Here is a 26,393-nt window from a genome sequence, read left to right on the forward strand (position 1 = left end):
GATCCTCGGCACTACGGCATGTCCCTGTGCCGTAGCGGGAGGTTGGCCAATGCAAGGAACGAACGTGCTGTTCGGTCAGATTGCCGTTGTCTTCGGCATCGTGATCGCTGGCGTATGGAGCGCCACGCAATGGACAGCAGCGGCGCTGGGCTACCAGCTACGCCTGGGTTCGCCCTGGTTCGATTTCCTCGGCACGCCGGTCTATCACCCCTGGCGCCTGTTCGAGTGGTGGTTCTTCTTCGACGCCTACGCGCCGCATGTATTCGACGTGGGCGGTGCCATTGCCGCAGGCAGCGGCCTGATCGCGGTGGTGGTTGCCATCGGCATGTCGATCTGGCGCTCGCGCCAGTCCAAGCTGGTCACGACCTACGGCACGGCGCGCTGGGCCAACGCGGAGGACATTCACAAGGCGGGCCTTGACCAGCCTGCAGGCGTGTTCCTCGGCCTGCATCGGCAGCAGTACCTGCGGCACGAGGGCCCGGAACATGTCCTGACCTTCGCGCCCACGCGCTCAGGCAAGGGCGTGGGCCTGGTGGTGCCAACGCTTCTTTCTTGGCCAGCGTCTGCCGTCATCCACGACATCAAGGGCGAGAACTGGAGCATCACCGCAGGTTGGCGTTCGCGCTTCTCGCATTGCCTGCTGTTCAATCCGACGGACAGCAAGTCGGCGGCCTACAACCCGCTGCTGGAAGTCCGGCGCGGCGCGCATGAGGTGCGCGACGTGCAGAACATCGCGGACATCCTGGTCGATCCCGATGGCGCGCTGGAGAAGCGCAACCACTGGGAGAAGACTTCGCACGCATTGCTGGTCGGGGCCATTCTGCATGTGCTCTACGCGGGCGAAGACAAGACGCTGCGCGGTGTCGCCAACTTCCTCAGCGACCCGGCTTGTCCCTTTGAGCTGACGCTGCATCGGATGATGACCACATCGCATCTCGGCGATGGCCCGCATCCGGTCGTTTCCTCGGCGGCGCGCGAAGTGCTCAACAAATCGGACAACGAACGCTCGGGCGTGTTGTCCACGGCCATGTCGTTCCTCGGCCTCTACCGCGACCCGACGGTGGCCGAAGTCACCTCGCGCTGCGACTGGCGCATTGCCGACCTGATCGCGGCCGAGCATCCGGGGTCGCTGTACCTGGTGGTGCCGCCTTCGGACATTTCGCGGACGAAGCCGCTGATCCGCCTGATCCTCAACCAGATCGGCCGGCGCCTCACCGAATCACTCGATGGCAGCGACGGCATCGAGCGTCGTCACAAGCTGCTGCTGATGCTCGATGAGTTTCCGGCACTCGGACGCCTCGACTTCTTCGAGACGGCGTTGGCCTTCATGGCTGGCTATGGCATCCGCAGCTTCCTCATCGCGCAGTCGCTCAACCAGATCGACAAAGCCTACGGCCAGAACCATTCGATCCTGGACAACTGCCATGTGCGCGTGACGTTCGCCACCAACGATGAGCGCACCGCCAAACGGATCTCCGAGACGCTCGGCACTGCGACCGAGCTGCGCGCGCAGCGCAACTACGCGGGCCACCGGCTCGCGCCGTGGCTCGGGCACTTGATGGTGTCGCGCCAGGAAACCGCGCGCCCGCTGTTGACGCCGGGCGAAGTCATGCAGCTTCCGCCCGACGAAGCAGTGGTGATGGTGTCCAGCGTGGCGCCGATCAAGGCCAAGAAGCTGCGCTACTACGCGGACAGCAATTTCAAGCGGCGCGTGTTGCCGCCGCCCGCGCTGGCGAGCGAGCGATACGCCGACGCGCCGCCATCGCGTCCCGACGACTGGAGCGGACTGGCGATTCCCGCCGCACCGGCCGCGGCGTCCGCTGATGGCCTGGAGAACTTGGGTTCGACCGACGACGGTGGTCCGCGCCGTCAGCCCGAGCTTTCCGAAACCGTCGCCTACGACCCCGAGCAGGCCGCACCCGTGGCCGACCTTGGCCTGCTCGATGACGACGACATGCCGCTTCCCCTCCCGCGCCGGTTCGATCCGGCCCTGCAACGCACGGCCCGGCTGGCTTCCCTCGACCCTGACGACGGAATCGACCTATGACCCAGCACCGCCTCAATGTGTTCATTCAGCCGGAGCACAGCAAACGGCTCGACGAACTGGCCGCCACCAAAGGCGTATCGAAGTCCAGCATCGTCGCGGCGGCACTCGCATCGTGGCTGTCGCCCGATGCCGCCGACCAGCGGGAGGCGGCCATTGCCAAACGGTTGGATCGGCTGTCGCGCCACGCCGAGCGCATGGAGCGCGACCAGAACATTCAGATCGAGACGCTGGCGCTGTTCATCCGCTACTTCCTCACGGTCAGCACACCCGTGCCCGAAGCACATCAGGACGCCGCTCGCGCCCAGGGCAAGGCCCGCTTCGAGCAGTTCGTGGAGCAGTTGGGCCGCCACCTGCTGCGTGGGCGCAGTCTGGTGCGCGACGTGGTGGAGGAACTGCATCCCGACCCTTCGCGCATGGGTGAAGTGCAGGAGCGTACGTCATGAGTACCACGCCTTCTTCCTTCACCGCCGTTTCGCTAGATCGCCGCATCCAGATGTTGCGCACAGCGATGGGGCCGCTGATCGCCGCTGCGCTCGAAGACCCGGACGTGGTGGAAATCATGCTCAACCCCGACCGGACGCTCTGGGTGGATCGGCTTTCCACGGGCCGCGCGCCGATGGGCGTGGAGCTGTCCGAAGCGGACGGTGAACGCATTATTCGGCTCGTGGCGGCCCATGTCGGTGCCGAGGTGCATCGGGGCCAGCCGCTGTTGACGGCGGAGCTGCCCGAGACGGGCGAACGCTTCGAGGGCATCTTGCCGCCGGCCGCGCCGGGGCCTGCCTTCGCACTGCGCAAGCGCGCCTTTGGCGTGATCCCGCTGTCGCGCTACATCGAGGATGGAATGATGACCGCCGCGCAGGCGGGCTTGCTGGTGCGTGCAGTGCGCGAGCGCAAGAACATTCTGATCGCAGGTGGCACTAGCACCGGCAAGACCACGCTCGCCAATGCCTTGCTTTCCGAGATCGCCGCCACCGGCGACCGCGTGCTGGTGCTCGAAGACACGGTGGAGCTGCAATGCGCGGCCCGCGACCACGTGCCGCTGCGCACACGCGCGGGCGTGGTGTCCATGACCGAGCTGGTGCGCTCGTCCATGCGCCTTCGGCCGGATCGCGTGATCGTCGGCGAAGTGCGCGGCGCCGAGGCGCTGGATCTCATCAAGGTGTGGGGCACCGGCCATCCGGGCGGCATCGCCACGATCCACGCCGGCTCCGCGCTGGGCGCACTGCTGCGCCTGGAGCAACTGATTCTCGAAGTGGCGGTGAACCCGCCCCGTGCGCTGATCGCGGAAGCGGTCAACGTGGTCATCCACATCGCCGGGCGCGGACGCAAGCGCCGCATCGAGAGCATCGCTCGCGTCGTCGGCTTCGATGGCGTTGGGTATCACCTGGCGGACGCGCTGGAGGCTCCATTCCCGGAGTTGCTGCCGCAGTCCGACTTTTCCCCCCCTGTCCCCTGACCACTCTGGAGAACTGCCATGACGCAGATGATCGTTCCTGCTTTCCGTTTTTCCGCGTATCCGCTTCCTCGGCCACCGCGGCTGGATAGCCTGGCTCGCCCGGCCATGCAGGGCTTGATGCTCGCGGCGCTGATGCTGCTGCTTGCGGGCGCGGCTCAGGCCGCCGGTTCGTCGATGCCGTGGGAAGGCCCGCTGCAATCCATCCTGGAGTCGATCCAGGGACCTGTGGCCCGGATCATCGCGGTCATCATCATCATTGCCACGGGCCTGGCGCTGGCCTTCGGCGATACCTCGGGCGGCTTCCGCAAGCTGATCCAGATCGTCTTTGGCCTATCGATCGCGTTCGCGGCTTCGAGCTTCTTCCTGTCGTTCTTCAGCTTCTCCGGTGGGGCCGTCGTATGAACGGCCCGCACGATGGGATGCCTGGCTTCGAGGTGCCGCTGCATCGGTCTTTGACCGAGCCGATTCTGATGGGCGGTGCCCCGCGCACCGTGGCCATCACCAACGGCACCTTGGCCGCTGCCGTGGGCCTGGGCTTGCAGATGTGGATTCCGGGCGTGGTGCTCTGGATCGTCGGCCATGCGCTGGCGGTCTGGGGCGCTCGTGTCGATCCGCAGTTCATGCAGGTCTTCGCCCGCCACATCAAGCACCGGCCGCTGCTGGACGTGTGAGGTGATGCCATGCTGAACCTTGCCGAATACCGCCAGCGGCCCGCGCTGCTGGCCGACTGGCTACCCTGGGCCGGGCTGATCGCGCCCGGAGTCGTGCTGAACAAGGATGGCTCCTTCCAGCGCACTGCGCGCTTTCGGGGGCCAGACCTCGACAGCGCGACACAGGGCGAACTGATTTCCACGTCGGCGAGGCTGAACAACGCGCTGCGCCGGCTCGGTTCGGGCTGGGCGCTGTTCATCGAGGCCGAACGGCGAGCTGCTGCCGGCTACCCACACTCGGACTTCCCGGAGCCCTTGTCCTGGCTGGTCGATGAAGAACGCCGCGCCGCATTTGAGGACTCGGGCAACCACTTCGAGAGCGGCTACCACCTGACATTGGTGTACCTGCCGCCGGAGGAAGCCCGCGCTCGTGCGGCCGGAATGCTGTACGAGAACCGTCCGACCGAGGGAGTGGACTGGCGTGAGCGCCTGACCGCCTTCGTCGCGGAGACGGATCGGATTTTCGACCTGCTCGATGGCGTGATGCCGGAGATTGCGTGGCTCGATGACAGCCAGACGCTGACCTACCTGCACTCGACCATTTCCCCACGGCGATACCGCGTGGGCGTGCCGGAAGTGCCATTCCACCTCGACGCGCTGCTGGCCGACGCGCCGCTGATCGGTGGTCTGGCGCCGATGCTGGGCGACCAGCACCTGCGCGTGGCGACGGTGCGGGGCTTCCCCACCTCGACCTGGCCGGGGATTCTGGACGACCTCAACCGCCTCAGCTTTGGCTATCGCTGGTCAACCCGGTTCCTTTGCATGGACAAAGCCGATGCGGAAAGAGAGCTTTCTCGCCTGCGCCGCCAATGGTTCGCCAAGCGCAAGAACGTCATCGCGCTATTGCGCGAAACCATCTTCCAGCAGGAATCCCCGCTGGTCGATACCGACGCTAGCAACAAATCGGCCGATGCCGATGCTGCCTTGCAGGAGCTGGGCAGCGACCAGGTGGCCTTTGGCTACCTGACGGCAACCGTCATCGTCATGGACGCGGATGCCGCCGTGGCCGACGAGAAGCTGCGCATGGTGGAGCGTGTCATCCAGGGGCGCGGCTTCGTCACCATTCCCGAAACGCTTAATGCGGTGGATGCGTGGTTGTCATCGATTCCGGGTCATGCCTACGCCAATGTCCGCCAGCCCATCGTCTCGACGCTGAACCTGGCGCATCTGGTGCCGGTGTCCGCCGTATGGGCCGGGCCAGAGAAGAACGCGCATCTCGACGGCCCGCCGCTGATCGTGACCCGCACCGAGGGCGCGACGCCGTTCCGGCTGGTCACGCACATCGGCGATGTGGGCCACACGCTGGTGGCCGGCCCCACGGGCATGGGCAAATCGGTGCTGCTCGCCACCTTGGCGATGCAGTTCCGTCGTTATCGCGGATCGCGCGTCTTCGCCTTCGACATGGGGCGCTCGATGCGCGCCACCATCCTGGGCCTGGGCGGTGAGCACTACGACCTCGGGATGGATGGCGAGATCGCCTTCCAGCCCTTGGCCCGTATCGACCGCGAGGGCTACCGCACTTGGGCGGCCGAATGGATCGAAGGCCGGCTACGGCATGAAGGCGTCGCGGTTGGCCCTGACGAGAAGGCAGCGATCTGGTCGGCGCTCGGCAGTCTCGCCGGTGCGCCCGTGGAGCAGCGCACGATGACAGGGCTTTCCGTCCTGCTGCAATCGAACGCACTGCGGCAGGCCCTCGCGCCCTATGTGCTCGGCGGCGCGCACGGCAAGCTGCTGGATGCCGACCATGACCGGCTGGGCATGGCCGACGTGCAGTGCTTCGAGATGGAGGAGCTGATGCACAGCAAGGCCGCCGTCATGGCGGTGCTGCATTACCTCTTTGCGCGCTTCGACGAACGCTTTGACGGCGCCCCCACGCTGCTGATCCTCGACGAGGCGTGGCTGTTCCTTGACGATCCGGTGTTTGCGGCGCGCATCCGCCAGTGGCTCAAGACGCTGCGCAAGAAGAACGTCAGCGTCATCTTCGCCACGCAGAGCCTCGCCGACATCAAGGATTCGAGCATCGCGCCGGCCATCATCGAGAGCTGCGCAAGCCGCATCTTCCTGCCGAACCCGCAGGCGACCGAGCCGCAGATTCGCACGATCTACGAAGGCTTCGGCCTCAACAGCCGCCAGATCGAGATTGTCGCCACCGCGCAGCCCAAGCGCGACTACTACTACCAATCGCGTCTCGGCAATCGCCTGTTTGACCTCGACCTGGGCGCCGCGACGCTGGCCTTCGCGGGTGCTTCCACGCCGCAAGACCAGCGCGACATCGACGCGGTGCTTGCCGCTGCGCATTCCGATTCCTCTCCCTTCGCAGCCGCGTGGCTGCGCCACCGTGGCCTGCATTGGGCCGCCGACCTGCTGTCCTCGTTCCTGTCCACCCACCCCCAGGAGAACCCATCATGAAAAAGCGTCTTCTCGCCGCCGCCGTCGCGGCCATGCTTTGCACCGCTACCGCCGTGCAGGCGCAATGGGTCGTGATCGACCCCACGAACCTCGTGCAGAACACGCTGACCGCGATCCGCACGCTGGAGCAGATCAACAACCAGATCAAGCAGCTCCAGAACGAGGCGCAGATGCTCATCAACCAGGCGCGCAACCTGGCCAGCCTGCCGTCCAGCGTGGTGGGCCAGTTGCGCGCCAATCTGGCGACCACCCAGCGGCTGATCGCGCAAGCCAAGGGCCTGGCCTATGACGTGACGAATCTGGATCGGGAGTTCCAGCGCCTGTATCCCGAGCAATACGCCGCCACCGTGAGCGGCGACCAGATGTACCGCGATACGCAGGAACGCTGGAAGAACACGCTCAATGGTTTGCAGACCACCATGCAGATGCAGGCCCAGGCCTCACAGAACCTGAGCGACGACGAAGGCGTGCTGGCCGACCTCGTGGGCAAGAGCCAATCGGCAGTGGGTGCCTTGCAGGCGATGCAGGCCATGAACCAGCTCTTGGCCCTGCAAGCCAAGCAGTCCATCCAGACGCAGCGCCTGAGCATCACCCAGGATCGCGCTGCGTCGCTGGAACTGGCACGGCAGGCCGCTGCTGTGGAGCGTGGCCGCGAGGTGAATCGGCGCTTCCTGGGCGAAGGCACGCCGTACACACCGCAGTCCGTCGATTTCTACGGCCGGTGACGGGTGCTGTCATGACCCGCGTGCCTGCTCTCTGCGGTTTCGTGCTCCTGCTGGCCGGCTGCGGCCAGCAGGAGGGGCCTTCGGTCGATGCGCTCTCGGCAGATCCGTCGCGGCTGCACTTGCTCAAGGAGCAATGCCGCGCGGGCCAGCTCGACGACGCGTCTTGCGCGCAGGTGGCCCAGGCCGATTTGCGCCGCTTTCTCTCCGGCAAGACCGGGCCAGATGAGTACCAGACGCTGGCCGATCTGCCGCCGATTCCGCCCAGCTTCGATGAACCCGCAGAGGACAGCAATGCGGTGGCCACGGCCTCGCCTGTGCAGGAGGACTCGCCATGAATGACATTTCGGTCATCGACCATTTTCTCGATGTCTTTTCGCGCTACATCGACTCGGGCTTCGGCCTGCTGCACGGCGAGGTCGCATTCCTCACGGCCACGCTGATCGTCATCGACATGACGCTCGCCGGGCTGTTCTGGGCGATGGGGCACGCGACCGGCCAGGGCGAGGACGTGATTGCCAAGCTGATCCGCAAGGTGCTGTACGTCGGTGCCTTCGCCTACATCATCGGCAACTTCAACATGCTGGCCGGTGTCCTGTTCCGCTCCTTCGCGGGTCTTGGCCTGACAGCCAGCGGCTCGACCTTGAGCATGGGCAACTTCTTGCAACCAGGTCGATTGGCCAAGGCCGGCATCGACACAGCGGCGCCGATCCTCGACCAGATCAGGGAGATGGCGGGCTTCCCCGAGGTGTTCATCCACATCGCGCCCATCGTCGTGCTGTTCCTCGCGTGGCTGGTGGTTATCGTTAGCTTCTTCGTGCTGGCGGTGCAGCTCTTCGTCACCCTGATCGAGTTCAAACTGACCACGCTGGCGGGCTTCGTGCTGGTGCCGTTTGCCCTCTGGAACAAGACAGCGTTTATGGCCGAGAAGGTGCTGGGCAACGTGGTGTCCTCGGGCATCAAGGTGCTGGTGCTCGCCGTCATCGTGGGTATCGGCTCGGGGCTATTCGCCGAATTCAGGATACCGCCCGGTTCCGAGCCGTCCATCGACCAGGCGCTGGTCATCATGCTGGCCTCGTTGTCCCTGCTGGCCCTGGGCATCTTTGGGCCGGGCATTGCGACAGGCTTGGTGTCCGGTGGGCCACAGCTCGGCGCGGGCGCGATGGCCGGTGCTGCCATCGGCGCAGCCGGAACCGCCGTGGCGGTCGGTGCCGCGGCTACCGGCGTCGGAAGCGCAGTGGCGGCCGGGGCACGCATGGCACCCGCCGCCGCCCGCTCGATGGCATCGACCGCCAGCAGCGCCAAGTCGGCGTACCAGGCGGGCTCCACTTCGGCCGGTGGCGGCCTGAAGGGTGCCGCCGCCGGCGTGGGCAATGTTGCCAAGACCGGCGCGCAGGCGGCCGGGCAGAAAGTCGCCGATGGGGCGCGGTCGATGAAGGAGCGCATGGCGGCGGCCTTTCGGCCCGATGACGCCGGATCGGCGTCGGGGGGCGGCGCCGCACAGGCCGCAAGCGAGGCTCCCGCCACAGCCCCATCCACCGAGCAACCCGCCTGGGCCAAGCGCCTGCACCGCAGGCAGCAACTCACCCATGCCGCGACGACCGCCGCCCACACGCTGCGCGGCGGCGACGGCGGCAGCTCCAGCCAGGGGCCAAGCCTGCGTGATTCCGATTCCTGATCTTGAAGGAGAACTTCCATGCGATTCAAAAGACCGCAGGTGCGCTATGCCAACACACCGCAGCCTGCTACCCCGTACCAATCCGCTGCCCAGGCCTGGGACGAGCGCATCGGCTCGGCCCGCGCACAGGCGAAGAACTGGCGGCTCATGGCCTTCGGCTGCCTCACTTTGGCCGTACTGATGGCCGGTGGCCTGGTCTGGCGTTCCGCGCAGTCCATCGTCACCCCCTACGTCATCGAGGTGGACAACTCGGGTCAGGTGCGCGCTGTCGGCGAAGCGGCCACGCCGTACCGGCCCAGCGATGCGCAGATTGCTTACCACCTCGGCCGCTTCATCGGTCTGGTGCGCTCGCTGTCCATCGACCCCATCGTGGTGCGGCAGAACTGGCTCGATGCCTATGACTACACGACCGACAAGGGCGCCGTGGTGCTCAACGAGTACGCCCGCGTGAACGATCCGTTCGCGCGCATTGGCAAGGAGTCGGTGACGGTGCAGGTCAGCAGCGTGACTCGCGCGAGCGATACGTCGTTCAACGTGCGCTGGACGGAGACCCGTTTCGTCAACGGTGCGCTGGACCGCACCGAACGCTGGAACGCTGTCGTGTCCATCGTGCAGCAGACGCCGCGCACCGAGCAGCGTGTGCGCAAGAACCCCCTGGGCATCTACGTCAACGGGCTGTCGTGGAGCCGCGAACTGGAAGCTAACGAAGGAGCAAAACCATGAATGATCTTTTCCGTAAATCCGTCTTGCCGATCATGCTGCTTGCCCTCGCGGGCTGCGCCACGCAGGGCAAGCCGCCGCCGTCCATTTCGCTCGACGAGCCGGTACAGGCGCAGCCGCTACCGGAGCCGCCTGCGCCGGTGGAGGTGGTGGCCATGCCGCAAGTGCTGCCGATGCCGGCTCAGATGAAGCCTGTGCCGGATGCCAAGCCCGCAGCAGAACCTGCCGATGAAACCGTGCGTGTGTCCCGCGCCAACGCCGAGGCGCGTATCGCGCCCACGCGCGAGGGGTACGTCAACGCGATTCAGGTGTGGCCTTTCACCGATGGCGCGCTGTATCAGGTCTATGCGGCCGTGGGTCGCGTGACGGTGATCGCGCTCCAGCCCGGTGAGGAACTGGTAACGGTGGCCGCCGGCGATACCGTGCGCTGGATCGTGGGCGATACATCGAGCGGCAGCGGCGATGCGCTGCGCGTCAATGTGATGGTCAAGCCGATCCGCTCGGGCCTCAAGACCAATCTGGTCATCACGACCAGCCGGCGCACGTACCTGATTGAACTGACTTCGACTGAGAAGACGTGGATGGCGTCGGTGTCCTGGGAGTATCCGAAGGACAAGATGCTGGCCTTGCAGCGCCAGGCGCAGGCGGCCAGCGCCGCCGCGCCGGTCGATGCTGGCCTGTCGCTGGAGAAGATCCGCTTTCGCTATGCGGTCAGTGGCAGCAATCCGCCGTGGAAGCCGCTGCGCGCTTTCGACGATGGCGAGAAGGTCTACATCCAGTTCCCGCCGGGCATCGCGCAGGGCGAGCTGCCGCCGCTGTTCGTGATCGGCGCGCAGGGCGATGGGCAACTGGTGAACTACCGATTCCGTGCGCCGTACTACATCGTGGATCGCCTGTTCGGTGCGGCCGAACTGCGCCTGGGCGGAGACAAGGGCGATGTGGTGCGGATCGAGCGCACCGATGGCGTTTCCGGTGGCACGCGGAGGAACTGACCATGAGCCAGGACGACACTCGCGATCTTGGCACGCCACAGGCGGGCAAGGTCGCGCCCGAGGCGGTGGCGCTGCGCGCCCAGCCGCGCCCGGTCACACGTCTGAATCGGCGCACCTTGGCCATGCTCACGGGCGGCCTGTCGGTCGCCGTGCTAGGGGCCACGATCTGGTCATTGCAGCCACATCGGCGCGGCGCAGGCGAGCAGACCGAGCTTTACAACGTGGATCGAGTCTCGAAGTCCGAGGGGCTGGATGGCCTGCCTTCGGATTACTCCAAGCTGCCGAAGGTGCCGGAGCTGGGGCCGCCGCTGCCGGGCGATCTCGGCCCTGCCATCGTGAAGGCGCAGCAGCCGGTGACACCCACGTATGCGCCACCGGGCCACGACCCGGAGGACGCTCGGCGCAAGGAAGCCGAAGCGGCAGCGGCTTCCTCGGTGTTCTTCCGTTCTGGTACGCCCGGCAAGACCGCAGCGCCAGCGAATGCGCAAGCGGCTGGCCCGGCATCGACCTTGGCGGGCTTCGACCCGCTGGCCGCTGGGCCGGCCTCGACGGCTGCCCTGCCTGCCGACCCGACCGCCGTGCAGAACCGGCAAGACCAGAAAGAGGCTTTCCTGAAAGGCGGTTCTACGGAAACCCGCAATTCCGGCAATCTGCAAATGCCGACCTCGCCGTACCAGGTGATGGCCGGGACGGTGATCGCCGGGGCGCTGGTGACAGGCATCAAGTCTGACCTGCCGGGCGACGTGATTGGCACGGTGACGGAGTCGGTCTACGACTCGGCCACCGGCAAGTTTCTGTTGATCCCTCAGGGCTCGCGCCTCATGGGCAAGTACAACAGCCAGGTGAGCTATGGGCAGAGCCGCGTGCAGTTGGTGTGGAACCGCATCATCTTGCCGGACACGTCTTCGCTGAAGCTCGACAACCTCGCGGGCACCGACCCGGCCGGCTACTCCGGCCTGGAGGATGGCGTCGATTGGCACTGGGATCGCGTCTTTGCCGGTGCGGCGCTGACGACACTGCTGGGCGTGGGCGCGGAGCTGGCCGCGCCGGAGAACCGGCAGAACGGCAACCGCATCGTGATTGCCGGGCGCGACAGCGCGCAGGACAGCATCAATCAGGTCGGCCAGGAGATGACCCGGCGCAACATGAACATTCAGCCGACCTTGACGGGGCGGCCGGGCCTGCCGGTGCGGATCATCGTCAACCGTGACCTGATGCTGCGACCGTACCAGCCGCTTTTCGTCCAGAGAGGAGCGGCGAAATGAACACCTCCAAGAAATTGCGGCTTGGGCCGCTACCCAAGACCGAGAGCACGAAGCTCACGTTTTTGTGCCCGGTCAGCCTAAAAGCTGATCTCGACCGCTATGCCGTGGCGCACTCGCAGGCGTATGGCGAGGCAGTCGATGCCACTACGTTGATTCCTCTTATGCTGGAGGCGTTCATGGCCGGCGACCGGGGATTCAGGAAGGGTGGCGGGAGCAAGGCCATACCCTGAAGTAGGGTTGACGATGTGGACGCATCCGCTACCCCTTCACGATGAAAGCGCAGTCCACTGACTGCGCTTTCGCTTTTGACGGGGCTTGCGGCAGGGCGAGACTATGATGGTGCGATCTTGCCCGCCGCGGCGCCCCCACGCTTACCGCCGCGAAGCGCCTATGCAGCACCTAGCTCGAAAAGCAGCAAGAGCACTCAGCGGCTGAAATCTAGCCTAACCTATTGCCCTGTAAGAGCTTTTTCCCCACTGCATGTCTGAATGAAGGACTTGACAGCGGACATTTTTCATGGCGCCGCATTTTCCCGACTTGACAAGACCGCAATCCGACCAGATGATTAACATGTTAATTATTTGAGCGAGAGAACGAGCAATGCGGCGAGCCAGAGTGATATTGCCGGACGGCCGGATACGGGAAACCGTGTTTTCCTCCGCCGCGGAACCCGCAAATTCATGGCACTGGCTGCCGCCGGTCGAAGGCACGGTCGTCGGGACCTTGCTCAACTACCGCGGAGAACTCGATGCGTTGGGTGACGCGCTGTCTGCGCCGCCTTACCAGGCACCGCCCAAGGCGCCCATTCTGTATCTCAAGCCCGCCAACACCCGTATCGGCCATGGTCATGATGTTGTGCTGCCGGCAGATGTCGATGGCGTGTGGGCGGGTGCTTGCCTGGGCGTGGTGATTGGGCGGACCGCCACGCGCGTGCCTGCGCGGCGCGCTGCAGATTTCATCGCCGGCTACACCATCGTCAACGACCTGACCGTGCCGCATGCGAATTACTACCGGCCTGCGATCCGCCACAAGTGCCGCGATGGTTTTTGCCCGATGGGACCATGGATGGTTGACCGCGACGATGTGCCAGACGCCAATGCGCTGGATATTGCCGTGCGCATCAATGGCGAGATCAAGCAACGCACCAACACATCGACGCTGGTGCGGCCCATCGCGCAACTGCTCGCCGACGTGACGGCCTTCATGACGCTCGAAGCGGGCGACGTGCTGCTCGTTGGCATGCCGGAGCATCCGCCGCTGGCGCGGGCCGGGGATTGCATCGATATCGACATCGCCCACATTGGCACGCTCACGACAGCACTGATCCGCCACGCACAGGAGGCCTCGCGATGAAGCACGCGCGTATTGCCTATGACGGCGCGATCCATCAAGCTGCGACCATGCCCGGCGACGATTCCCACCTGCGACTGGCAGACGGCCGCGTCCTGCATGAAAGCGAGGTCGTCTGGTTGCCGCCGGTCGTGCCGCGCACGGTTTTCGCGTTGGGCCTGAACTACGCCGACCACGCAAAGGAGCTAGCCTTCAAGGCGCCCGAGGAGCCGCTCGCGTTCCTGAAAGGGCCCAATACGCTGATCGGCCATCGCGCCCACACCGTGCGCCCGGCTGGCGTTGCGTTCATGCACTACGAATGCGAGCTGGTCGTGGTCATCGGCAAGACCGCGCGCGATGTGCCGCGCGAGCACGCCTATGAATACGTGGCCGGTTATTCGGTGGCCAACGATTACGCCATCCGCGACTATCTCGAGAACTACTACCGCCCGAACCTGCGGGTGAAAAGCCGCGACACCGGTACGCCCATCGGCCCATGGCTGGTTGACCGAGACGATGTGCCTGACCCGATGAATCTCGCACTGCGGACCACCGTCAACGGCCGTGTCACGCAGGAAGGCAGCACGCGCGACATGATCTTCGACGTTCCGGCGTTGATCGCGTGGTTCTCCAGCTTCATGACGCTCAGCCCTGGCGACATGATTCTCACCGGCACGCCCGAGGGGTTGGCTGACACGCGACCCGGCGACGAAGTCATCACCGAAATCGAAGGCATCGGCAGGCTGGTGAGCACCATCGTTGCCGAAGAACCGAACAAGGAGCCCGCATGAGCCGCGTCAACATGGACCCAGTCAAGCATTGGATCGACGGCCGCCAGGTCGACAGCGCCGAGCGTTTCGTCACGACCAATCCGGCCACGGGCGAGGCCATTACCGAAGTGGCATCGGGCGGTGAGGCGGAGATCAACGCGGCGGTAGCGGCGGCCAAGGCGGCATTTCCGGCCTGGGCCAACACGCCGGCCAAGCAGCGCGCCAAGCTGATGCGCCGACTCGGCGAGCTGATTGAGCAGAACGTGCCGCACCTGGCGGCGCTGGAGACGATGGATACTGGCCTGCCGATCGCGCAGACGAGCAAGCAGCTCATTCCGCGCGCTTCCGAGAACTTCCATTTCTTCGCCGAGGTGTGCACGCAGGTCAACGGCCGCACGTATCCGGTCGATGACCAGATGCTCAACTACACGCTGTATCAGCCGGTGGGCGTTTGCGCGTTGATCTCGCCGTGGAACGTGCCATTCATGACCGCCACCTGGAAGGTCGCTCCGTGCCTGGCGCTGGGTAATACGGCCGTGCTGAAGATGTCGGAACTGTCGCCGCTGACAGCGGATCAACTGGGCCGCCTGGCCCTGGAAGCCGGCATTCCGCCCGGTGTGCTCAACGTGGTGCAAGGCTATGGCGCCACGGCCGGCGATGCGCTGGTGCGCCATCCGGATGTGCGGGTGGTGTCGTTCACCGGCGGCACGACGACCGGCAAGCGCATCATGGAGCGCGCCGGCCTGAAGAAATTCTCGATGGAGCTAGGCGGCAAGTCGCCGGTGCTGGTCTTCGACGATGCGGACCTGGATCGCGCGCTCGATGCGTCACTGTTCACCATTTTCTCCATCAACGGCGAACGCTGCACGGCGGGCTCGCGCATCTTCGTGCAAGAAAGTGTCTATGACGATTTCGTACGCAAGTTTGCCGAACGTGCCAAGCGGCTTGTGGTGGGCGACCCGGCAGATGAGAAGACCCATGTCGGGTCCATGATCACGCGCGCGCATTGGGAGAAGGTTACGGGCTACATCCGTCTGGGCGAACAGGAAGGCGCGAAGATTCTGGCCGGCGGCGCGGAGAAGCCCGCTGGCCTGCCCGGCCACCTGCAGAACGGCAACTTCGTGGCGCCCACGGTGCTGGCCAACGTCGACAACCGCATGCGGGTGGCGCAGGAAGAAATCTTTGGCCCCGTGGCTTGCCTCATCCCGTTCAAGGATGAGGCCGATGGCCTGAAACTGGCCAATGACGTGGAATACGGTCTGGCCTCGTACATCTGGACGCAGGATGTGGGCAAGGTGCACCGTGTGGCGCGTGGGATCGAAGCCGGCATGGTCTTCGTCAATAGCCAGAACGTGCGCGACCTGCGGCAGCCTTTCGGCGGTGTCAAAGCGTCCGGTACCGGGCGTGAGGGTGGCGAGTACAGTCTCGAGGTGTTTGCCGAGATCAAAAATGTCTGTATCTCGATGGGCAGCCACCATATCCCGCGCTGGGGCGTTTGACGCGCCGCCGGACGCACCATAACGAGGGCGGAAGGAGACACCATGGGCAAGCTGGCCTTGGCCGCAAAGATCACCCACGTGCCGTCGATGTACCTGTCAGAACTGCCGGGCAAGCACCATGGCTGCCGGGAGGCGGCCATCGAGGGCCACCGCATCATCGGACAGCGTTGCCGCGATCTGGGCGTGGACACCATCGTCGTGTCTGACGTGCACTGGCTGGTCAATGCCGGCTACCACGTCAATTGCAATGCACGCTTCGAAGGCGTCTACACGAGCAACGAGCTGCCGCATTTCATCAAGGACATGCGATATGCGTATCCCGGCAATCCGGGGCTGGGTCGATTGATTGCAGAGACGGCAACGGCGCGCGGCGTGTTCACGCGTGCGCACGAGATCAACAGCCTCGAACTCGAATACGGCACGCTGGTCCCGATGCGGTACATGAACAGCGACCAGCACTTCAAGGTCGTGTCGATTGCTGGGTGGTGCGCGTGGCACCAACTGGAAGAAAGCCGCCGCTTCGGCGCAGCGCTGCTCGAGGCCATCGTGGCCAGCGACAGCACCGTCGCATTTCTCGCCAGCGGATCGCTCTCGCACCGCTTTAACGATAACGGCAGCCCCGAAGAATCCATTCACCGGATCAGCCGCGAGTTTTTCAGGCAAGTCGACCTGCGCGTGGTCGAGCTCTGGAAGCAGGGCGACTGGAAGACCTTCTGCGCGATGCTGCCCGAGTACGCATCGCTGTGCGAGGGCGAGGGCGGCATGCACGACACAGCCATGTTGCTCGGGCTGCTTGGCTGGGATGCCTATGACAGGGGCGTCGAGGTCATCACCGAATATTTCGCCAGTTCCGGCACGGGCCAGATCAACGCGATCTTCCCGCTGCCCGGCCGTGGTCAAGTTGAAGCCTGAGGAGGTCGCCATGCCGCACGTCATTGTCGAATACACCGACAACCTGGGCGACGACGCCCGCATTCCGGAATTGCTGCAGGCGATGAACGAGACGCTGATGGCGCAGAACGGTGTGTTTCCGACCGGCGGGATCCGCTCGCGCGCCATCAAGCTGACCGACTACCGCGTGGCCGACGGAAAAGAGGACGACGCCTTCGTCCATGTCACGCTCAAGATCGCAGCGGGCCGTACGCCCGAGGTCAAGAAAGCCGCATGCGACGCGCTGTTCGAGGCGATCAAGGCACATTTTGCGCAGGCCTTTGCGCACCGCTATCTGGCGCTGTCGATGGAATTGACTGAGTTCGACGATGGCGGCAGTTACAAGCACAACAACATTCACGCGCGTTTTCGCAAGGCTTGACGCATGCTCGACACCACGACCATCCAAACCATCGCGCGCCGCTTGCACCAGGCCGAGATCGACCGCAGGCAGATCCGCCAGGTCTCGCTTGACCACCCCGACATCACCATCGAAGACGCCTATGCCATCCAGCGCGAATGGGTCGCGATGAAGCTGGCAGCGGGGCGACGCTTGAAGGGCCACAAGATCGGATTGACATCACGCGCCATGCAGCAGTCTTCACAGATCGACGAGCCCGACTATGGTGCGCTGCTCAACGACATGTTCTTTGCCGAGGGGAGCGAGATCCCCACCAGCCGCTTCATCGTGCCGCGCGTGGAAGTGGAACTCGCCTTCGTGCTCGGCAAGCGCCTGGAGGGGCCGGAGGTGACGCTGTTCGATGTGTACGACGCGGTGGATCACGTGATACCGGCCTTGGAGATCATCGACGCGCGCTCGCAATCGATCGATCCTGACAGCGGGCGTCCACGCAAGGTGTTTGACACGATCGCCGACAACGCCGCCAATGCCGGCGTCGTGATGGGCGGCCGGCCCATCCGCATGCGCGATGTGGATCTGCGCTGGGTGAGTGCCATCTTTTCGCGTAACGCCGTCATCGAAGAGACAGGCGTGGCAGCCGGCGTCCTGAACCACCCAGCGAACGGCGTGGTCTGGCTGGCCAACAAGCTGGCGCCGCACGGCGTCGCGCTGGAACCGGGCCAGGTCATCCTTGGCGGGTCATTCACACGGCCCGTGCCCGCGCGGGCCGGTGATACATTCCATTGCGACTACGGTCCGCTTGGCAGCATCGCCTGCCACTTCGTCTAACCGTCTAACGCTCAAAGGATGTCCTGGCCATGCAACTCCCGGTGAACAACTTCAAGCGTGCGTTGGCCGAGCGCCGGCCGCAGATCGGATTGTGGCTCGCAATGACGCATCCGTACCCGGCAGAGATTGTGGCCGGGGCTGGTTTTGACTGGCTATTGATCGACAACGAGCATGCGCCGAATCAACTGCAATCGACGCTGGCGCAATTGCAGGCGGTTGCGCCGTACGCCTCGCATCCCATTGTGCGGCCGGCCTGGAACGATCCGGTCGAGATCAAGCGCCTGGTAGACATCGGCGCGCAGACGCTGCTTGTGCCGATGGTGCAGAACGCCGACGAGGCGCGTGCCGCCGTCGAGGCGATGCGCTATCCCCCGAACGGTATTCGCGGCGTTGGCAGTGCGTTGGCGCGAGCATCACGCTGGAACCGTGTGGACGATTACCTCCACCAAGCCGATGCGCAGATGTGCACGCTTATCCAGGCCGAAACGGCAGAAAGCCTGGAGCATCTTGACGCGATGCTTGCGGTGGACGGCGTAGACGGCGTCTTCATTGGCCCGGGCGATCTGGCGGCGTCCATGGGGCACCTTGGGACGCCGGGGCATCCGGACGTCCGCAAGGCGATCGACGGCGCGATTCAACGCATCGTTGCGTCAGGCAAGGCGGCGGGCATTCTGTCGGCCGATCAGGCGCAGGCGAAGCACTACCTGTCGCTGGGTGCGACGTTCGTTGCGGTGGGCACGGATGTCACGTTGCTGGCGCGCAGCGCAGAGCAACTGGCCAAGGCATTCAAGGGAGACGACGCAGCCAGTCCCCAGCCCGCCGCCAGTGTGTATTGACGGGCGTTACTCGTCGCCGATGAAGCGGCCCATGGGCGTGTGCGTTTCCATGACCTGGATCGACTCATCAATGGCTGCGTAGAGTGCATCGAGCCGCGCGCGGCCCAACTGTGCTTCGATGCGCGCGTATTCCGCATCCACCTGCGGTTCAACGTCGGCCAGGAACTGGCGGCTTTTGGGTGTGAGCGAAATCACCTGGCGGCGCTGATCCACCGATGATTTCGTACGCACGATCATCTCGGACTGCTCCATTGCCGCCAGCATGCGCGTCAGGCTTGGGCTCAGGATCAGGCATGCATCGGCGAGCTGGTTGGGCTCCATGTCGCCGGTATCGTTGAGCGTACGTAGCACGCGCCATTGCTGCTCGGTGATGCCGCGCTCGCGCAGGATCGGCCGGAAGCGCGCCATGAACGTCTCGCGCGCGCGCAGCAGCAGATGCGGTAGATTGCGGTGCTTGAAGGCGGAAGCCATGCGGGGCGCTCCTTATGCGCTGCGCAAGGCGGCGACCACGGGTGTGTGGTCCGACGGCTGCTCCCACGTGCGTGGCACCCGATCGATATGGCACGACTCGCACAGCTTGGCCAGTTCGGGCGACAGCATGATGTGGTCGATTCGCAGGCCCGCGTTGCGCTTGAAGCCGAACATGCGGTAGTCCCACCACGAAAACAGCTTGTCTTCCTGCTCAAACATGCGAAAGGCATCGACCAGCCCCGCAGCTTGCATTGCACGAAACGCCGCGCGCTCTTCCGGCGACACCAGATTCTGCCCCTCCCACTTTTTCGGGTCGTGCACGTCGCGATCTTCCGGGGCGATGTTGAAGTCGCCCAGCAGCATCAGCCGCGGGTTTGCGGCCATCTCGCTCGCCAGCCACGCCTGCAGCGCTTCCAGCCAGCGCAGCTTGTAGACAAATTTGTCGGAATCAAGCGCCTGTCCGTTTGGGATATATGCAGAAATCACGCGGACAGGGCCACCGTCCACGTCATATGTGGCGGCCACGATGCGCTGCTGGTCGTCGGTAAAGCCCGGGATGTTCTTCACCACATCGCGGCCTTCTGGCACAGAGGCCTTGCGCGAGAGGATGGCAACGCCGTTGTACGTCTTCTGACCTGTGAACAACGACGCGTACCCCGCGGCGTCCAGCTCGGCGAGCGGATAGCGGTCATCGGGCAGCTTGAGCTCTTGGAGGCAGAGCAGGTCGATGGGCGTGGCATCGGCTTCGCGCTCAGCCAGCCACTGCAGCACGTGCGGTAGGCGCACCTTCAAAGAGTTAACGTTCCACGTTGCGACGCGCATGAGGGCTCGGTCCTTGCAAATGGCGACGGCGCGCACTTTGGCGCCGTTCAGGGGTGCGATATTGTGCCATCAAGCGCTGCGGGCCCGAATGAAAACGCCGCTTCGGCACCAGGCGCGAAGCGGCGTTGTCACGGCTGGCCCAGCAGGCCGTTACGCGGCTTCCGCCACCATGCCGCCATGGCGCAGCAGTGCATCGATGCTGGGCGCACGGCCTCGGAAAGCCGTGAACGATTCGATGGCCGGGCGGCTGCCGCCCACGGCCAGCACTTCACGGCGATAGCGCGCGCCGGTTTCTGCATCCAGCACCGAGCCGCCCAGCTTGCTGGCCTCCTCGAACGCGGCATAGGCATCTGCCGACAGCACTTCGGCCCACTTGTAGCTGTAATAGCCCGCCGCATAGCCGCCCGCAAAGATGTGGCTGAACGTGTTCGGCCAGCGCGACAGCTCGGCCTGCGGCACCACGTGGAAGCGATTATTGATCTGGCGCGACAGCTCCAGCACCGACGTCGCGCCCTTCGGGTCGAAGTCCGTGTGCAGGTGCATGTCGAACGTCGAGAACACGATCTGGCGCAGCGTCGCCATGCCGTTCTGGAAGTTCTTCGCGGCCAGCATGCTGTCGTACAGCTTGCGCGGCAGCGGTTCGCCGGAATTCACATGGCGGGTCATGCGCGAGAGCACTTCCCATTCCCAGCAGAAGTTCTCCATGAACTGCGACGGCAGCTCTACCGCATCCCATTCAACGCCATTGATGCCCGATACGCCCAGCTCATCCACCTGCGTGAGCATGTGGTGCAGGCCGTGGCCGAACTCGTGGAAGAGCGTGATGACCTCGTCGTGGGTGAACAGCGCGGGCTTGTTGCCGACCGGGCCGGAGAAGTTGCAGGTGAGGTAAGCCACGGGGGTTTGCACACCCGCATCGCCCAGCAGCTTGCGCCCGCGTGCATCGTCCATCCATGCACCGCCACGCTTGCCTTCGCGCGCATACAGGTCGATGTAGAACTGTGCGAGCAATTCGCCCTGGGCAGATTCGACGCGGAAGAAGCGGACGTCCGGGTGCCATACCTCGGCCGCCTCCGGCAGGATCTTCACCGAGAACAGCGTCTGCACGACGTTGAACAAGCCATCCAGCACGGCAGGTTCCGGGAAGTACTGCTTCACCTCCTGCTCGGAAAACGCGTAGCGCGCTTCGCGCAGCTTTTCCGACGCGTAGGCCATGTCCCACGGTTCGAGCTTGTCGATGCCCAGCGTGGTCTTGGCGAACGCCTGCAACTCTTCCCAATCCTTCTCGGCAAACGGACGGGCGCGGTCAGCCAGTTCCCCCAGGAACCGCAGCACCTCTTCGGGCGAGTCGGCCATCTTCGGCACCAGCGACACTTCGCCGAAATTGCGATAGCCCAGCATGTGCGCTTCTTCGGCGCGTAGCGTGAGTTGTTCGGCCATGTTGGCGGTGTTGTCCCACTCGGCCTTGCCGCCGCCGTACTGCGCGCCCAATTCGGACGCACGCGTGACGTTGGCTTCGTACAGGGTGCGGCGCAATGCGCGGTCGTCCGCGTATTGCAGCACCGGGAAATACGACGGGAAGTGCAACGAGAACTTCCAGCCGGTCGCATCAGGATTGTCGCGGCGTGCCGCTTCCTGTGCAGCCTGCTTGGCGTCGTCGGGCAGGCCGGCGAGGCGCGCTTCGTCGTCGATGACGAGTGCGTAGGCGTTGGTCGCATCCAGGACGTGGTCGCTGAAGGCCTTGGTCAGTTGCGCCTGCTGCTCCTGGATGGCCGCAAAGCGCGGCTTCTGGTCTTCGGGCAGCTCCGCGCCGCCCAAGCGGAAGCCGCGCAGTTCGTTCTCAAGCAGCTTCTTGCGCGCGGGCGACAGCGTGGCGTATTCCGCGCTATCGGCAATCGCCTTGTACTTCTCGAATAGTTCCAGATCCTGGCCGAGGCCCGACCAGAATTCGGTCACGCGCGGCAGATTGGCGGCATGCGCTTCACGCAGCTCGGGCGTGTCGGCGACGGCGCTCAGGTGGCTGACGATGCCCCAGGCGCGGCCCAGCGGTTCGGTGGCGTCTTCGAGTGCGGTGACGACGGTGTTCCAGCTCACGGGCGCGGCCGGGTCCTTGACCTGCGCCACCGCCGATGCGGCGCGCTCGAGCAGCACGTCGACGGCCGGCGAGATGTGTTCGGGGCGGATGTCCGCAAAGCGCGGCAGACCGGAAAAATCGAGCAACGGATTGTTGGCCGGAGTGGCAACCTTGGGCGAAATGTCGGTCATGGCGGGCTCGGTAGAGAATTTCGGGGGACAAAAAAAGCGTCCGATCCAAGAGGTGGGGACGCTTTTTCCGTTTCCAACTTGATCAGGGTGAAGCTTACGCCGCCAGGGCGGCTCCTTCAGCAGCGCGCTCGGCGGCTTCCAGGGTGTTGATCAGCAGCATGGTGATCGTCATCGGGCCGACACCGCCCGGAACAGGCGTGATATAGCCGGCAACTTCCTTGACGCCGGCAAAGTCGACGTCGCCGCACAGCTTGCCGGCATCGTCGCGGTTCATGCCGACATCGATGACGACGGCGCCCGGCTTGACCATGTCGGCGGTGATGATGTTGCGGCGGCCCACGGCGGCCACGATGATGTCGGCCTCGCGCGTGTGAGCGGCCAGATCGCGCGTTTTGCTGTTGCAGATCGTGATGGTGGCGCCGGCTTGCAGCAGCAGCATCGCCATCGGTTTGCCGACGATGTTCGAGGCGCCGACCACCACCGCATTGGCGCCGCGCACCGGGTAGTTGATCGATTCCAGCATCTTCATGCAGCCGTACGGCGTGCACGGGCGGAACAGCGGGGCGCCCGTCATCAGGGCGCCGGCATTGGCCACGTGGAAACCGTCCACGTCTTTCTCGGGCGCGATGGCTTCGAGCACCTTGTGGCTGTCGATGTGCTTGGGCAGCGGCAGCTGGACCAGGATGCCGTGGATGCGCGGGTCGCGGTTCAGCGCGTCGATGCGGCCGAGCAGGTCGGCTTCGGACAAGTCAGCCGGGTAGCGGTCGAAGCTGGACAGAAAGCCGTTGTCTTCGCACGCCTTGATCTTGTTGCGCACATACACCTGGCTGGCCGGATCTTCGCCGACGAGGATGACGGCGAGGCCAGGCTGGTGGCCGCGCGCGGTCAGGGCCGCTGCGCGTTGTGCGGCCTCGGCGCGGAGTTGTTTGGCAAGCGCGTTGCCGTCAATGAGTTGGGCGGTCATGGCTGGGCGGAGGAGGGAGAGGGCAAACCGCGATTATAAATCGCCGCCTTCCTTCCAGCCGCACCAATGAGCGCTGGACCGTTCCTGCGGCCGAATCAGGCGTTGCGAGACAGGGCGAGGCGCAACAAGTCTGCCACCGTATTCACGTTGAGCTTTTCCATGATGTTGGCACGGTGTGCTTCCACCGTCTTGATGGAAATGCCCAGATCGTCGGCAATCTGCTTGTTCAGACGCCCGGCGACGATGCGCTCCAGCACCTGCTGCTCGCGTGTGGTCAGGCGGCTGAGCAGGTCCTTGGCGGCCTTTTGCTCGCGGGCGACCGAGTCTTCGCTGCGCGCCTTGCTGAGCATGCGTTCCACCAGCTCGCGCAGTTCGGATTCGTCGAACGGCTTTTCAATGAAGTCGACCGCGCCTTTCTTCATGGTCGACACGGCCAACGGCACGTCGCCGTGGCCCGTGACGAAGACGATCGGCATGCGGTTGTTCTCTGCCAACAGGCGATCTTGCAGCTCGGGGCCGCTCATGCCTTGCATGCGCACGTCGAGGATCAGACAGCCGACGCCTTCGCCACGCTTGTCGTCGACCAGGAATTCTTCGGCGCTGCGGTAGGTGCGGACGGTGTAGCCGTTGCCTTCGAGCAGCCATGTCAACGAGTCACGCATGGCTTCATCGTCGTCGACGACGAACACGGTTTCGTTGCGCGGCGCAACTGCGGCGGGCGTTGTGCTCATGGAGGAGTCCTCGGTCTACGTTCTATGTTTTAAAAACGGTCTACAGCGGATTCAACGGCAGGATGATTTTAAACGTACAGCCGATGCCATCGGCGTTGTTTTCTACCCAGAGCCTGCCGAGGTGGGATTCTATGATGGAGCGGCAGATGTTCAGCCCCATGCCCATGCCGTCGGATTTGGTACTGAAGAACGGCTCGAATAGCCGCTCCTTGGTGCTGTCGTCCACCCCGGGGCCCTGGTCGATCACCTCGATCAGCACGGAATTTTCCGGGTCGTTGATCAGGTTGGCGTGCAGGCGCAGGACGCTGGCAGCGCGCAGGCGCGGGTGGGCGGCCATGGCTTCGGCGGCATTCTTGAGCAAGTTGACGAGCACCTGCTCGATCAGCACCGGATCGACATACAAGGGCGGAAGATCGCCCGGCAGGCGCGTGAGGATGGTGATGCCGCGCCGGGTGGCTTCGAGTTCGGCCAGGCCCACCGCGTCGGCCACGATATCGCGCAGGTCTGACTCCCGCCGCTGCGGCTGGCTGCGCTTCACGAAACCGCGGATGCGCTGGATGATGGTGCCGGCACGTACGGCCTGGGCGGAGGTCTTTTCCAGCACAGGGATCAGCTCTTCCGGCGTGCTGCGCCCGGACTTCAGGCGGCCAACCGCACCCATGCAGTAGTTGTTGATGGCCGCCAGCGGTTGGTTCAGCTCGTGGGCCAGCGACGAGGCCATCTCGCCCATCGTCGTCAGACGGCTGGTGAACTGCAGGCGTTCTTCGTGCTGGCGCGTCATTTCTTCAGCGGCCTTGCGCACGGTGATGTCGGTGGCGATCTGCATCTGCGCGAGGTGGCCGTCGACCCACTGGATGTAGCGGCGGCGCACCTCGAACCATTTCTGCATCGACGGCACGTAGATTTCACGTGCATCTGCGGCGTGCGGCGTCAGTTCGGAGGCCGGCAGGCCGGCGTAGGCGTCCACCAGGTCGAGCGCATCGCTGGAAACGTCTTCGGTGTTGACGTCGTTGCCGGAGAGCTGCAGATGGCCGAACGCTTCCCAGCCGAAGAGCTGGCGGTAGTAGCGGTTGGCGAACAGCAGTTCGGCCTTGTCGGTCGAGAGTACCGACACGGCCGCGTCCAGGCTTTCCAGCACCGTGGTGAAGCGGTCGTGCGCAGCGGCGAGGTCTTCGCGGGCGCGCTTGGGTTCGGTGATGTCCGTGATGGAACTCATCCAGCCGGTGTGCCGGCCGCGCGCGTCGATCAGCGGAGAAACGTACATCCGCGCATAGAAGCTCGTGCCGTCGCGGCGCATCATGCGCAATTCCATGCCGTTGGCGGGCGCCTTGCCGCGCAGGGTCAGCTCGATGTGCTTCTGCATCTCGCCGATCTCGTTGGGCGGCCAATACGGGAACGGCGGCATGCGCCCCACCAACTCGGCTTCGGTCCAGCCGATCATGCGGCAGAACGCGGGGTTCACGTAGGTGATGCGGCCGTTGAGGTCGAGCGAGCGCATGCCGATCACCATGGAGTTTTCCATGGCACGGCGGAATGACGTTTCCGCCAGCAGTGCGCGCTGCGCTTCGGAGCGGCGGCTGGTGTGCCGCCACACGCTCCACAGGCTCCAGATCACGAAGCACGACAGGCCGGCCACCAGCCACATCAGCATGTTGTTGGGAAGGTTGGACGGCGCCGGATACGCCTCGGCCCGCAACGACAGCGAATGCCCCGGGGGGTCTAGCAGCACTTCGTAAGACGCGGCGGCCTTGGGCACCGGCCGCAACGACGTGCTCGCGCGGACCACGTTGTTCTTGTCGACCAGCGAGAAGCGGTAGCGGTCGGTCAGCTCGCCCGGCAGCAGTTGCGTGAGGATGCCTGTGACCGAATACATGGCGCCCACCGTGCCGAGGAATTCGTTGTCGCGCACGATCGGGACTTCCATCAGCATGAAGCTCTCGCCGCGCTCGTTCTGGATGGGGCGGGAGTAGACCGCGCGCTGCGTTTCACGGGCGGCGTCGTAGGCGGACTGGATTTCGGGTTCGAGCGGATGGTCGCGCGTCTCGCGCACGCGTGCGGTGAATTCCGAGGTGGACGGGAACGCCCAGCGCGGGCGGCGCGTCGCGTCCAGCCAATTGATGAAGACCAGTTCCGGGTTCTCACGCAGAAGCTGGCGGGCAGCATCGCGATACGCGCTCGGGTCAAGCTGCGCAGCACCGATGTCGCGTGCCAGGGCGGCCACCTGATCCTGGTTGCTCTGCAGTGACAAGCGGACTTTTTGTTCTGCCCAGGCGGCATCGCGGTAGAGGGCGTCGCGCTGCTGCTGCACCTCGGTGGCGTGCAACTGATACAGGATGAAAATCATCGCGCCGGCAAACAGGACGATCGCCACCAGCGGAATGAACATGAACCAGTTGGTCGTCCACAGGCGGCCCAGGCGCGTCAGCCACAGGCGGCGCGGGACGTTCGGACGCACGGCTTCGTCGGAAGGGAGCTCCGGCGTATTCACGGAAATGGGCGCAGGCGCGGCAGGCGTTGACGGCTCGGATTTGGCGGCCGGTTCCTGCGAAGCGTGGGAGGGGGCAAGCATGATGGGCGGACGAACGCCG

General features: G+C 64.8%; 25 protein-coding genes and 1 pseudogene. 20 read left to right on the plus strand and 6 right to left on the minus strand.

Going from position 1 to position 26,393, the window contains the following annotated elements; genetic code table 11:
* Positions 1 to 49 precede the first annotated feature (49 nt).
* From AAHM38_RS12695 to hpaI, 20 genes and pseudogenes are all read left to right on the plus strand, one after another.
* Positions 50 to 2,047 (plus strand): conjugal transfer protein TraG, encoded by a 1,998-nt coding sequence (locus AAHM38_RS12695; protein ID WP_035884626.1) that lies wholly within the window; start codon positions 50 to 52, stop codon positions 2,045 to 2,047.
* Positions 2,044 to 2,490: a CopG family transcriptional regulator gene (locus tag AAHM38_RS12700; RefSeq protein WP_017407929.1), complete on the plus strand. Its 447-nt coding sequence runs from the start codon at positions 2,044 to 2,046 to the stop codon at positions 2,488 to 2,490. The genes AAHM38_RS12695 and AAHM38_RS12700 overlap by 4 nt, the downstream gene beginning before the upstream one ends.
* A pseudogene (gene trbB, locus AAHM38_RS12705) lies at positions 2,487 to 3,525 on the plus strand (P-type conjugative transfer ATPase TrbB). Before AAHM38_RS12700 ends, trbB begins: the two are co-directional and overlap by 4 nt.
* Entirely contained in the window at positions 3,522 to 3,905 is a 384-nt protein-coding gene (locus AAHM38_RS12710; protein WP_035884625.1) for a TrbC/VirB2 family protein, read from the plus strand. Before trbB ends, AAHM38_RS12710 begins: the two are co-directional and overlap by 4 nt.
* On the plus strand, positions 3,902 to 4,174 hold the full coding sequence (locus tag AAHM38_RS12715; RefSeq protein WP_017407881.1) for a VirB3 family type IV secretion system protein: 273 nt from the start codon (positions 3,902 to 3,904) through the stop codon (positions 4,172 to 4,174). Before AAHM38_RS12710 ends, AAHM38_RS12715 begins: the two co-directional genes overlap by 4 nt.
* A 9-nt stretch (positions 4,175 to 4,183) precedes the next feature.
* Complete coding sequence (gene trbE / locus AAHM38_RS12720; protein ID WP_035884624.1) at positions 4,184 to 6,622, plus strand: conjugal transfer protein TrbE; 2,439 nt, start codon at positions 4,184 to 4,186, stop codon at positions 6,620 to 6,622.
* Positions 6,619 to 7,347, plus strand: a complete 729-nt coding sequence (gene trbJ, locus AAHM38_RS12725; protein WP_035884623.1) for a P-type conjugative transfer protein TrbJ — start codon at positions 6,619 to 6,621, stop codon at positions 7,345 to 7,347. Before trbE ends, trbJ begins: the two co-directional genes overlap by 4 nt.
* Before the next feature lie 11 nt (positions 7,348 to 7,358).
* Positions 7,359 to 7,682 (plus strand): EexN family lipoprotein, encoded by a 324-nt coding sequence (locus tag AAHM38_RS12730; RefSeq protein WP_017407589.1) that lies wholly within the window; start codon positions 7,359 to 7,361, stop codon positions 7,680 to 7,682.
* Positions 7,679 to 9,022: a P-type conjugative transfer protein TrbL gene (gene trbL / locus AAHM38_RS12735; RefSeq protein ID WP_035884622.1), complete on the plus strand. Its 1,344-nt coding sequence runs from the start codon at positions 7,679 to 7,681 to the stop codon at positions 9,020 to 9,022. The genes AAHM38_RS12730 and trbL overlap by 4 nt, the downstream gene beginning before the upstream one ends.
* 18 nt (positions 9,023 to 9,040) lie before the next feature.
* A complete protein-coding gene (trbF, locus tag AAHM38_RS12740; RefSeq protein ID WP_035884621.1) occupies positions 9,041 to 9,745 on the plus strand; it encodes a conjugal transfer protein TrbF in 705 nt (234 codons plus the stop codon).
* Positions 9,742 to 10,734, plus strand: coding sequence for a P-type conjugative transfer protein TrbG (trbG, locus tag AAHM38_RS12745; RefSeq protein WP_035884620.1), 993 nt, complete (start codon positions 9,742 to 9,744; stop codon positions 10,732 to 10,734). Before trbF ends, trbG begins: the two co-directional genes overlap by 4 nt.
* Positions 10,735 to 10,736: 2 nt before the next feature.
* Positions 10,737 to 11,999 carry a TrbI/VirB10 family protein gene (locus tag AAHM38_RS12750; protein WP_017407700.1) on the plus strand — a complete coding sequence of 421 codons (1,263 nt, stop codon included), beginning with the start codon at positions 10,737 to 10,739 and terminating at the stop codon, positions 11,997 to 11,999.
* A complete protein-coding gene (locus AAHM38_RS12755; protein ID WP_017407699.1) occupies positions 11,996 to 12,229 on the plus strand; it encodes a DUF2274 domain-containing protein in 234 nt (77 codons plus the stop codon). Before AAHM38_RS12750 ends, AAHM38_RS12755 begins: the two co-directional genes overlap by 4 nt.
* A gap of 370 nt (positions 12,230 to 12,599) precedes the next feature.
* The gene (locus tag AAHM38_RS12760) at positions 12,600 to 13,352 is read left to right on the plus strand and encodes a fumarylacetoacetate hydrolase family protein (RefSeq protein WP_009240809.1); all 753 of its coding nucleotides are present in this window, start codon (positions 12,600 to 12,602) and stop codon (positions 13,350 to 13,352) included.
* Complete coding sequence (locus tag AAHM38_RS12765) at positions 13,349 to 14,119, plus strand: fumarylacetoacetate hydrolase family protein (protein ID WP_012762114.1); 771 nt, start codon at positions 13,349 to 13,351, stop codon at positions 14,117 to 14,119. Before AAHM38_RS12760 ends, AAHM38_RS12765 begins: the two co-directional genes overlap by 4 nt.
* A complete protein-coding gene (hpaE, locus tag AAHM38_RS12770; RefSeq protein ID WP_116576559.1) occupies positions 14,116 to 15,597 on the plus strand; it encodes a 5-carboxymethyl-2-hydroxymuconate semialdehyde dehydrogenase in 1,482 nt (493 codons plus the stop codon). The genes AAHM38_RS12765 and hpaE overlap by 4 nt, the downstream gene beginning before the upstream one ends.
* 42 nt (positions 15,598 to 15,639) lie before the next feature.
* Positions 15,640 to 16,509: a 3,4-dihydroxyphenylacetate 2,3-dioxygenase gene (gene hpaD / locus AAHM38_RS12775; protein WP_116576560.1), complete on the plus strand. Its 870-nt coding sequence runs from the start codon at positions 15,640 to 15,642 to the stop codon at positions 16,507 to 16,509.
* A 10-nt stretch (positions 16,510 to 16,519) separates the two neighbouring features.
* The gene (locus tag AAHM38_RS12780) at positions 16,520 to 16,909 is read left to right on the plus strand and encodes a 5-carboxymethyl-2-hydroxymuconate Delta-isomerase (protein WP_116576561.1); all 390 of its coding nucleotides are present in this window, start codon (positions 16,520 to 16,522) and stop codon (positions 16,907 to 16,909) included.
* A gap of 3 nt (positions 16,910 to 16,912) precedes the next feature.
* Positions 16,913 to 17,716 carry a 2-oxo-hept-4-ene-1,7-dioate hydratase gene (hpaH, locus tag AAHM38_RS12785; RefSeq protein ID WP_116576562.1) on the plus strand — a complete coding sequence of 268 codons (804 nt, stop codon included), beginning with the start codon at positions 16,913 to 16,915 and terminating at the stop codon, positions 17,714 to 17,716.
* A 29-nt stretch (positions 17,717 to 17,745) separates the two neighbouring features.
* Positions 17,746 to 18,552, plus strand: coding sequence for a 4-hydroxy-2-oxoheptanedioate aldolase (gene hpaI, locus AAHM38_RS12790; RefSeq protein ID WP_116576563.1), 807 nt, complete (start codon positions 17,746 to 17,748; stop codon positions 18,550 to 18,552).
* 6 nt (positions 18,553 to 18,558) lie between these two features.
* On the opposite strand, the gene hpaR is transcribed toward hpaI, so the two are convergent.
* From hpaR to AAHM38_RS12820, 6 genes are all read right to left on the minus strand, one after another.
* Positions 18,559 to 19,023 (minus strand): homoprotocatechuate degradation operon regulator HpaR, encoded by a 465-nt coding sequence (gene hpaR / locus AAHM38_RS12795; RefSeq protein ID WP_009240802.1) that lies wholly within the window; start codon positions 19,021 to 19,023, stop codon positions 18,559 to 18,561.
* A gap of 12 nt (positions 19,024 to 19,035) precedes the next feature.
* Positions 19,036 to 19,845 carry an exodeoxyribonuclease III gene (gene xth, locus AAHM38_RS12800; protein WP_009240801.1) on the minus strand — a complete coding sequence of 270 codons (810 nt, stop codon included), beginning with the start codon at positions 19,843 to 19,845 and terminating at the stop codon, positions 19,036 to 19,038.
* 150 nt (positions 19,846 to 19,995) lie between these two features.
* Positions 19,996 to 22,110, minus strand: coding sequence for a M3 family metallopeptidase (locus tag AAHM38_RS12805; protein ID WP_116576564.1), 2,115 nt, complete (start codon positions 22,108 to 22,110; stop codon positions 19,996 to 19,998).
* A gap of 94 nt (positions 22,111 to 22,204) precedes the next feature.
* A complete protein-coding gene (folD, locus tag AAHM38_RS12810; RefSeq protein ID WP_009240794.1) occupies positions 22,205 to 23,074 on the minus strand; it encodes a bifunctional methylenetetrahydrofolate dehydrogenase/methenyltetrahydrofolate cyclohydrolase FolD in 870 nt (289 codons plus the stop codon).
* Between the two features lie 95 nt (positions 23,075 to 23,169).
* Entirely contained in the window at positions 23,170 to 23,805 is a 636-nt protein-coding gene (locus AAHM38_RS12815; RefSeq protein WP_009240793.1) for a response regulator transcription factor, read from the minus strand.
* A 40-nt stretch (positions 23,806 to 23,845) separates the two neighbouring features.
* The gene (locus tag AAHM38_RS12820) at positions 23,846 to 26,374 is read right to left on the minus strand and encodes a PAS domain S-box protein (RefSeq protein WP_065856413.1); all 2,529 of its coding nucleotides are present in this window, start codon (positions 26,372 to 26,374) and stop codon (positions 23,846 to 23,848) included.
* Between the last annotated feature and the right edge of the window lie 19 nt (positions 26,375 to 26,393).

The sequence above is a fragment of the Ralstonia sp. OTU4908 genome, assembly GCF_038440115.1.
Taxonomy (GTDB): domain Bacteria; phylum Pseudomonadota; class Gammaproteobacteria; order Burkholderiales; family Burkholderiaceae; genus Ralstonia; species Ralstonia pickettii.